Annotated in this window: 7 protein-coding genes and 2 pseudogenes; 3 read left to right on the forward strand and 6 right to left on the reverse strand. The window is 51.0% G+C overall.

All coding sequences use genetic code 11. The annotated features are described in order from the left end of the window. Nucleotides 1–220: 220 nt before the first annotated feature. Together ilvD and L691_RS0108240 are read right to left on the reverse strand one after the other, a co-directional pair. Nucleotides 221–1,885, reverse strand: a complete 1,665-nt coding sequence (gene ilvD, locus L691_RS0108235) for a dihydroxy-acid dehydratase (RefSeq protein ID WP_025689922.1) — start codon at nt 1,883–1,885, stop codon at nt 221–223. A 148-nt stretch (nt 1,886–2,033) separates the two neighbouring features. Next, on the reverse strand, nt 2,034–2,720 hold the full coding sequence (locus L691_RS0108240; protein ID WP_025689923.1) for a FadR/GntR family transcriptional regulator: 687 nt from the start codon (nt 2,718–2,720) through the stop codon (nt 2,034–2,036). Nucleotides 2,721–3,043: 323 nt separating this feature from the next. On the opposite strand from L691_RS0108240, the gene L691_RS0108245 reads away from it, so the two are divergent. Further along, the gene (locus tag L691_RS0108245; RefSeq protein WP_025689924.1) at nt 3,044–3,400 is read left to right on the forward strand and encodes an ArsR/SmtB family transcription factor; all 357 of its coding nucleotides are present in this window, start codon (nt 3,044–3,046) and stop codon (nt 3,398–3,400) included. A gap of 19 nt (nt 3,401–3,419) precedes the next feature. After that, on the forward strand, nt 3,420–3,929 hold the full coding sequence (locus L691_RS0108250; protein ID WP_025689925.1) for an SRPBCC domain-containing protein: 510 nt from the start codon (nt 3,420–3,422) through the stop codon (nt 3,927–3,929). A 213-nt stretch (nt 3,930–4,142) separates the two neighbouring features. Here the strand turns inward: L691_RS0108250 and L691_RS0108255 are convergent, their stop codons facing one another. Together L691_RS0108255 and L691_RS0108260 are read right to left on the reverse strand one after the other, a co-directional pair. After that, on the reverse strand, nt 4,143–4,520 hold the full coding sequence (locus L691_RS0108255; RefSeq protein WP_025689926.1) for a type II toxin-antitoxin system PemK/MazF family toxin: 378 nt from the start codon (nt 4,518–4,520) through the stop codon (nt 4,143–4,145). Next, the gene (locus L691_RS0108260) at nt 4,520–4,789 is read right to left on the reverse strand and encodes an AbrB/MazE/SpoVT family DNA-binding domain-containing protein (RefSeq protein WP_156934197.1); all 270 of its coding nucleotides are present in this window, start codon (nt 4,787–4,789) and stop codon (nt 4,520–4,522) included. Before L691_RS0108260 ends, L691_RS0108255 begins: the two co-directional genes overlap by 1 nt. Before the next feature lie 116 nt (nt 4,790–4,905). Between L691_RS0108260 and L691_RS0108265 the strand changes: the two genes are divergently transcribed. After that, complete coding sequence (locus L691_RS0108265; RefSeq protein WP_025689928.1) at nt 4,906–5,898, forward strand: DUF1835 domain-containing protein; 993 nt, start codon at nt 4,906–4,908, stop codon at nt 5,896–5,898. Between the two features lie 333 nt (nt 5,899–6,231). Here L691_RS0108265 and L691_RS33470 read toward each other — a convergent pair. Beyond that, nucleotides 6,232–6,531: pseudogene (locus tag L691_RS33470) on the reverse strand (transposase); the annotation flags it as partial. Further along, nucleotides 6,434–6,799: pseudogene (locus L691_RS33475) on the reverse strand (hypothetical protein); the annotation flags it as partial. The pseudogenes L691_RS33470 and L691_RS33475, both read right to left, overlap by 98 nt.

Consider the following 6,799-nt stretch of genomic DNA (forward strand, 5'->3'; position numbering starts at 1 on the left):
GGGGGGAGGGGGGGGGGGAGCCGAGGGAGTAGGCGGCGTATAGGGAACTTAAGCCGTAATTTAGGCGATGCTTTGAAAAAAGCAGCAAATCCGCTTTATGGAGCGGGCTTGCTGCTTTTTTAAAATATAAGAAAGTATAAGCTTCGCGCTTATCATTTACCTTATATTTCTACGAGAAACGATACCGTCCCTAACAGGACGGCGCAGCCGTTTCTTCTTGTCAATACGGCTTGGGGAGTTCCAGAATCGCACCTTTGTTTCCGGAGGTGACCATGGCGGAATAGCGGGAAAGGTAGCCCGAGGTGATCTTCGGCTCTTTCGGCTTCCATTTGGCCCGGCGTTGGTTCAATTCTTCATCGGTAACGTTGAAGTGAATCTCATTGGCCATAATGTCAATCCGGATGATGTCCCCATTCTGAATCAGCGCGATATTGCCGCCTACCGCCGCCTCAGGAGAGACATGGCCGATGGCTGCGCCCCGGGTGGCGCCGCTGAATCGGCCATCGGTGACGAGGGCGACGCTTTCGCCAAGCCCGCGCCCCATAATGGCGGAGGTGGGATTCAGCATTTCCCGCATGCCCGGTCCGCCCTTGGGTCCTTCATAGCGGATAACAACTACGTCACCCGCTACAATTTGACCGGAGTGAATCGCCCGGAGAGCGTCTTCTTCGCAGTCAAATACTTTGGCGGGGCCCTCATGCTTGAGCATAGCGGGAGAGACGGCGGAACGCTTGACCACACAGGAACCGGGAGCTAGGTTTCCCTTGAGCACAGCGATTCCGCCGGTAGGACTGTAAGGATTGCGGGCGGGACGGATGACTTCCGGATTTTTATTGAAGCAACCGGCAATGTTTTCCCCCACCGTTTTCCCCGTACAGGTAATCAAGTCGGTCTTCAGCAAGCCTAGTTGATCGATTTCGTTCATTACTGCGTAAATGCCGCCGGCTTCATCAAGCTCCTCGATGTAGGTATGCCCGGCGGGTGCGAGGTAGCAGAGATTCGGCGTTCTGGCGCTGATTTGATTGGCGATATCCACATCCAGGGTTACGCCGCATTCATGGGCGATGGCGGGCAGATGCAGCATGCTGTTGGTACTGCAGCCGAGCGCCATATCCAGGGTTAGAGCATTGGTAAAAGCATCTTCGGTCATAATATCTCTCGGTTTAATACCCCGCTTCAGCAGCTCCATAATCTGCATACCCGCCCGTTTGGCAAGCTGAATCCGCTTCGAATAGACGGCAGGAATCGTTCCGTTGCCCTGAAGCCCCATCCCCAGCACCTCCGTCAGGCAGTTCATGCTGTTCGCCGTGTACATACCGGAACAGGAGCCGCAGGTTGGGCAGGCCTTGTTCTCGTATTCCAGCAGTTTTTCCTCGGTCATCGTTCCGGCGCGGAACGCCGCCGCCGCCTCTGACACACTGGAGAAGCTGATCTTCTCCCCGTCCACTTTGCCAGCAAGCATGGGTCCGCCGCTGACAAAGATAGCGGGTATGTTCAGGCGCGCTGCTGCCATTAACAATCCCGGGACGTTTTTATCACAGTTGGGAATCATGACGAGAGCGTCGAAGGCATGGGCCAAAGCCATCGCTTCCGTAGAGTCAGCAATCAGCTCCCTTGTAACCAGCGAGTACTTCATTCCTTGATGACCCATGGCAAGGCCGTCACAGACAGCGATCGCCGGGAAGACCAGCGGCGTTCCTCCGCTCATGGCTACGCCGAGCTTGACAGCCTCGACGATTTTATCCAAATTCATATGGCCCGGGACGACATCGTTCTGAGAACTGACAATACCGATTAAAGGCCGGTCCATTTCCTCGGGGGTCAATCCGAGTGCATGAAGCAGCGCGCGCTGCGGCGCAGTTTTGGTTACGACAGAACTGTTCATTGGCAAGACACCTCTCACATATTTGTTGTATGACAACATTATAGAGGTATGATGTCTTATCTTCTGTGATGGAAGTTATAATAAAGGCAGCCTGTAATTTGTTTTAAAAAGCTTCGGCGTAAGCTTGATGCTCCGCTTCAACCTTGCCCTACTCTTCCGTTATACCAAAGCCGCGCATGGCGTGGATGATATGCAGCTTCATCGCCGTTTTGGCGCCCTCGGCATCCCGCTTTGCAAGAAATTCCATGATCATCCGGTGATCCTGAAGAGTGTTCTGGACCATTTCTTTATCAATGTCCGATAGGGGAACCCCCTTGTCTATAGCCTGATACAGAATTGGCATCAGCCGGTTCATAAACTCATTGTGGGTTGCCTTGGCAATTGATTTATGGAAGGCGTGCTCGGCCTCCGTCCGGTCTTCCTTTTGTAAAATCAATTCCTCTTCCAGGCGCCCATAGTGAAGAATCCGTTCGAGTTCCTTATCCGTGGCCCGTTTGGCGGCATAGTAGGCGCACTCCGGCTCAAAAATCAAACGCATTTCATATAAATCCTTCACATCCAGCTGAAGAGCGGACAGCTCGTCCAGCCCGGACTCTCCGGTAAGCTCTTTATGATTCTTTACATAGGTGCCTCTGCCGCGCCGGATTTCCAGTACCCTATGGGTGACCAGGATGCGTATTGCCTCCCGCAGCGTAGTCCGGCTAACCTCCAGCTCGGCGGACAGCACGTTCTCATTAGGGAGCTTGTCCCCCGCCGTGTATTTTTTCTCGATGGTAATCATTGCGAGGATATCCTCAGCAACATGCTCGGACAGACTTTTTCCCGTGCTCTTCATTTATTTATCCCTCTCCCGTGTTTCTTTTCATTATACTGTGCCGGATATCCTTAATAGAAGAGTTGTCTGATGTCTGATGAATATCAAAACGAACCAGCTGATCTCCAAGTTGGCGACATCTTTAGAACTCGACTAGAGAATCTAGCGAAAATCTAAAATTTTAAAATATTCCTTGATTCAAATATTCCTTATTGGGTATATTATATCTATAAGCAGCCGATACACAATAATTGAAATGAGGTGGCCTGATATGACCCGTACCGAAAGCATAGGCCCCGCCGTATCCCAGGTTAGAATCGCTTCGCCAGAGGAACAATAGCATTATGAATATTATGACATTCAGCGCACTGGCCGAACCTAGCCGATTAGGCATGGTCGAGCTGCTGCGCGGCGGTCCCTTGACTGTAGGCGAAATCGCCGATCAGCTGGGGCTGCGCCAGCCCCAAGCCTCGAAGCATTTGCGGGTTCTGCTGGAGGCCGGACTGGTTGAAGTCGAGGCAGTGGCCAATCGCCGGAACTACAGGCTCCGCAGTGAGCCGTTTCGGGCGCTGGCTTCCTGGCTGGATGCTTATCGCAACATCTGGAACGAGCGCTTCGACAATCTGGACATTTACCTGCAGAAGATGCAAGCCGAAGAGAACAAGCCGCAAGCCGGGGAAAATGAGCCGAAGGAAACCTAATCTTAAGGAGGAGTATTCAATGCCGAATGAAATGATTACCAGAGTGGAAGGTCAGGAATTGGTTCTGGAGCGTGTATTCGATGCGCCGCGTGAGCTTGTCTTCAAGGCATTTTCGGAAGCTGAGCATTTGAAGCATTGGTGGGGGCCTAGAGGCTGGACCCTGCCGGTTTGCACCGTCGATTTTCGTCCGGGCGGCGTTTGGCATTACTGCATGAAGTGCGTGGATGAGAAGCAGGGCGATTTCTACGGCATGGAATCCTGGGGCAAAGCGGTATATCATGATATCGTTGAGCCGGAAAAAATTGTCTATACCGATTATTTCTCCGATGCGGAAGGCAATGTTGCGGAAGGAATGCCGTCCTCGGATACTACGATGGAGTTTATCGAGCAGGATGGGAAGACGAAGATCATCAGCCGGTCACGGTTTGAATCCGCCGAAGCGCTGAAGACGGTTATGGATATGGGCATGGAGCAGGGCATCACCGAAACATGGGACCGCCTTGCCGAGTACTTGCCGTCTGTGAAATAGTCGCTTCATGCGGGGCTATCCGGCACAGGGGATATAATTGGGTTAAGCACTCGCAGTATTGTATTTCAAAGAGAAGGCCATCCCGTGCAGGGATGGTCTTGTTTCAAATATAAGAATCTATAAGTTCACGCTTATAAATGGTCTTATATTTCTACGAGAAACGTACTTGCGTCCTTCAAGGACGCCGTCAGGCGTACTTCTTGAATTATGGAATTAAGCGAGAATCGAACGTACATTAGTGATTATAAATCGGTAAAAATGGGAGGCGGGATCCACTTTGCCAATGACCACAGCATTTCTTGCGTTCAGGTCAAGCGATTTGGCTTGATCTGTCAGCACCACGCCGCTAAGTTCCGTAAACGGGACTCGGGGATTGGTCGTAGTGATCCCTGAAGGGACCGGCACCTCAAAGGGATAGTTCTTAATTTTAGTCGTGATCGGAACAATCATGGCAAATGTTGAATTTTCGGGGTCGATGAGTCCATCTGATAGTACGATTGCGGCGCGCCAGCCATTTTGTTCGTGCCCCCGCGTCGGATACACATTTAACCAAATGACGCTTCCGCGTTCCACATCTCCTGTAATTGACATTAAATGATCTCATCTCCCATTGGTTCTACAAAAGTCTCTTCGTGGGCAGTCATCCCTGCTTTGCATTTCGCACGTATCGACAGAAAATGTCTGCGAAGAGCGTCTTGATCGTCGGTAGTCGGAAACGAAGGGCGAAGAACGACCTCATTGTTCTCGGTAACATACATTTCAACCTCTACTCCATCCGTAAATTTTACGAGCTCAGAAACTTCCTGAGGAATACGGACGGCGAGACTATTACCCCACTTGCGTATAGTTGTATTTGCCATATGGACCCAACCTTTCTTTTTCCTTTTATTCAATATTACCACAACCTCCCGGACTGGTATATACTTAGTATATACATAGATGCGAAATTTGATGAGCCCTATAAGGAGGAAAAAGCATGCTGCATATTACAAACGGAGATTCTGTTGCGGATAAGCTCAGGCAGGGCGCGGTTCAAGGTGAGGTTGTGGCCTGGAGAGAAATCTATTCCGTAGGGCCTGTATTCCGCGATATGGCACAGAGACAGAACCGGGAGATTCGGGCGCGGTATCTGGAACGGAATTTCGGAATTCCGCAGGAGGAATATTTGAAGATTGAGGAGCAGGAGCGAATTCTGCGTAATTTGAAAAAATATAACGAAATCGTCTTGTGGTTCGAATACGATCTGTTCGATCAGACGATGCTGTGTTATCTGCTTTATTGCCTTGCCGGGCAGACGCTTGGGGACACGAAATTGAACTTGCTGTGCATCGGGGATTACCCGGGGGTTGAACGCTTTCGCGGATTGGGCCAGCTTACGGTTAAGCAGCTAAAGGCATTATCCGGTACCTGGCGGCCTTTATCAGAGCGAGAATTGGCGCTGGGAAGCAAAATGTGGGAAGCCTATACTTCACCCTTGCCGGAGCAGCATATCCGGTTCCTTGAGGAAGATACCTCCGCGCTGCCTTTTGTGAAAAAGGCGTTCGAGGCCCATTTATCCCGCATCCCATCTGTTCATAACGGACTTGGGCTTATTGAGCAAGCTACTTTGGAGGCCGCTGCAGGCGCGGAATATACACCGCACGCTTTATTCGGGAGGGTTGGAGAGCAACTGCATATTTTGGGCATGGGCGACCTGGAATATTGGCGCCATCTGAAGAACATGTGGGAAGAGCCTTACCCGCTGCTGCATATTCAAGGATTGGAGGCCTTCCCCGACTTTGGTCATACGGTACCCTCTTTTGCCGATTGCAGGATTACGCTAACCGCGCTGGGCCGGAAGGTCTTGGCTGGAGAAGAGGACTACCTCTTGCTAAAAAGCAAAGACGAGTGGTATGGCGGGCTGCATTTGGAGGGGAAATCAGGCCCGTGGCGTTGGGATACGTCCAGCAGTCGGCTGATTGAGAGATGACAGACTCTCTCTGGCCTCATTATTTTTGAAAGTTTTCAGAAAAATCCATCGCTGTCGGCATCAAGCGTTGTCCATGCAGGAGCTGAACGCGCCTACGTACATATCGCCGGCACAGCGAATGATTTGTCCAATCTGCACTAAGGATATCAATGGAGTCCCAAATATCGGCTGTCGTACCGTGGAAAAGGCCGCCCGGCCAAGGACCGAGACGTTTATCTAGCTATAATGGGGGAGTATCATAAGGAGCTGTCCCATAAGTAGATTTTCAAAGTCAGAGACAGTTCTTCTTCATTCTAGAAAACGCAAAAAGTCAGCAAAACAGCGATTCTCCGGTTATTGGAGAATCGCTGTTTTGCGTTTTTGGTCCACTGCGGCTTGTTTTAGTACATTATGGGCAAGGGAAAGCCACCCGACCTCAAGCGTCACTTTCTCCATGCCGCGAAGCAGAAATCGCCGGAAGCCCCGGTTGTTTTTCAGTTGTCCAAATACACTTTCGGGCTCCGTCATTCGACGTACGGCCAAGGCGTAACCTTCCTCACTTCGCAGAATTTCCCGAGCCTGTTTCTGATACCGCAGTCGTTCCAAACTGACGACCATTTCCCGATTTCCTGCCGCTTTTGTACAAGGCTTTTTTCAGAGGCTTGTCTTTGGGTTTCTCCAATAGCTGGGCTTCAAGTTTCTGCGCTACTTGTTCTAGTTTCTCGCTGCTCATCTCGGAAGACTCGCCGAGTTCAGCAAGGTCTCTTCCCTGGTGTTCGCGTTTTTCTTGGTTCTCTGCCGCTTCGATGTCAGCGAACAGGGCATGTACGTTCTCTTGCAGTTTGGCCTTGTGTTTGCAGACAGCTTTGCCCCATACAAAAGTGTAGCGATTGGCGTTCGCCTCGATTTTGGTTCCGTCCAC

Source organism: Paenibacillus zanthoxyli JH29 (genome assembly GCF_000520715.1).
Lineage (GTDB): Bacteria > Bacillota > Bacilli > Paenibacillales > Paenibacillaceae > Paenibacillus_AQ > Paenibacillus_AQ zanthoxyli.